At 64.9% G+C, this 2,233-nt stretch carries 1 protein-coding gene; it reads left to right on the forward strand.

The genetic code is table 11. The features are described from left to right. Positions 1-202: 202 nt before the first annotated feature. Entirely contained in the window at positions 203-1,762 is a 1,560-nt protein-coding gene (ltrA, locus tag VMT30_03580; protein ID HVQ44021.1) for a group II intron reverse transcriptase/maturase, read from the forward strand. Positions 1,763-2,233: the final 471 nt, after the last annotated feature.

A 2,233-nucleotide genomic window follows, 5' to 3' on the forward strand; every position in this document is an offset into this window, starting at 1 on the left:
CGCAGGGGCCGAGGGTTTTCATTCGCTCGAAGGCAACATGTGCGGCGCCGTTATGCGAGGTGCTGACGCCCTGCCGGGGTCAAAGGCCACATCACGTGCAAAGGGATCGCATCGGAACCTGGGAGGTCTCGGGTCTGGCCATCGGTGTCGAGTGGGTACCGAGTACGATGGTCCGCATCGGGAAGGTGAGGAACCGTAGCCGATGATGCACGGAGCCGAGAAGTCGGGCCTCGTCATAGTAGCTGGGAAGCCGGCGAACAAAGCGGAACAGCCCGCCCCAGAGGGATCTGCGGCGATGCTGAATGCGGCGGAGCCGGTGGAGCGAAGGGCGGGGACCAAGGGGAATGCGGACCAGCAAAGCACGCGCCGGACGCAGAGTCGGGTAAGCGTGTCACAGGCGCTGGAACGCATACGGCAAGTCGCGAGGGAAAGGAGGAAGGAGAGGTTCACCGCGCTCTTCCACCACATCGGTATCGAGCTGCTCGCTGAGGCGTTCTGCGAGCTTAAGGCGGACGCCGCACCGGGCGTGGATCAACTGACGTGGAAGGACTACGAGGCAGACCTAGGGCGCAATCTCGAGGATTTGCACGACCGGGTCCAACGGGGAGCGTATCGGGCACTGCCGTCTCGGCGGGTCTACATTCCCAAGCCTGACGGCCGGCAGCGTCCGCTGGCGGTCGCCGCGCTGGAGGACAAGATCGTCCAACGGGCGGTGGTCACGCTGCTGAACGCGATCTACGAGGAGGACTTCCTCGGGTTCAGCTGCGGGTTCCGACCCGGGCGCGGCACGCACGATGCGCTGGATGCTCTCTGTGTCGGGATCTGCCGCAAGAAGGTGAGCTTCATACTGGACGCCGACATCCGGTCGTTCTTCGATGAGATCAGTCATGACTGGCTGATCCGCTTCCTGGAGCACCGGATCGGCGACCGGCGCATCATCCGCCTGATCCAGAAATGGCTGAAGGCGGGCGTGCTCGAAGACGGGGTCGTCATGGTTAGTGACAGGGGGACGGGGCAGGGATCGGTGATCTCGCCGCTGCTTGCCAACGTCTACTTGCACTACGCCCTCGACCTATGGACCGAGCGCTGGCGACGGCGTGAGGCCACGGGCGACATGATCATCGTGCGCTATGCCGACGACTTTATCATCGGCTTCCAGCACGAGGAGGACGCCCGGCGCTTCCTGGACGAGATGCGCGAGCGGTTGAGGGAGTTTGCGTTGTCGCTGCATCCCGAGAAGACCCGGTTGATCGAGTTCGGACGCTTCGCGGCAGAACGCCGCCTGCGGCGCGGGCTCGGCAAGCCGGAGACTTTCGACTTCCTGGGCTTTACCTTCATCTGTGGCAAGACCCGCTCCGGCAAATTCCAGCTTCGGCGGAAGAGCCGGCGGGACCGCATGAAGGCGAAGCTGCGGATGATCAAGGAGGAGCTGCGGCAGCGCATGCACCAGTCGATCCCCGTGCAGGGGCGCTGGCTGAGGCGGGTCGTGGGCGGCTACTTCAACTACCATGCCGTGCCGACCAACGCGCGTGCCCTGGACGCGTTCCGGCACCATGTCACCGACCTCTGGCGGCGCACGCTACGGCGTCGCAGTCAGAAGGATCGGATGACGTGGGAGCGGATGATGCAACTGGTGGACGCGTGGCTCCCGAAACCAAGCATCCTACATCCCTGGCCGAGCGATCGCTTTGCCGTCACACACCCGAGGTGGGAGCCGCATGCGGGAAAGTCGCACGTGCGGTTCTGTGCGGGGGGCGCGTGATGAAACACGCGTCCCTACCGCTCCTGCCGCCCGCGCTCCTCGCCCGCGCCGACGAGGTGATCGAGTGAAGCGCCGGGAGTTCATAGCCCTACTCGGTGGCGCGGCGCTGTGGCCCATTGGGGCGCGCGCGCAGCAGTCCGCGCTGCCCGTGGTGGGTTTTCTTCATCCCTCATCGCCTGAAATTTTCGCGGTAGGGACGCGAGTTACCTCGCGCCCCCCGCACAGAGCCGTACAAGCGGCTTTCCCGCATACGGCTCCCACCTTGGGTGTGTGACGGCGAAGCGATCGCTCGGCCAGGGATGAAGGATGATTGGTTCTGGGAGCCAGTCGCTCACTAGCTGCGTCATCCGTTCCCACGTCATCCGATCCTTCTGGCTACGCCGCCGCAGCGTGCGCCGCCAGAGGTCGGTGACATGGTGCCGGAAGACGGCCAGTGCAGGCGCGTTGGTCGGCACTGCGTGGTAGTTGAAG

Source organism: Candidatus Saccharimonadia bacterium, assembly GCA_035544015.1.
GTDB lineage: Bacteria > Patescibacteriota > Saccharimonadia > UBA4664 > UBA4664 > UBA5169.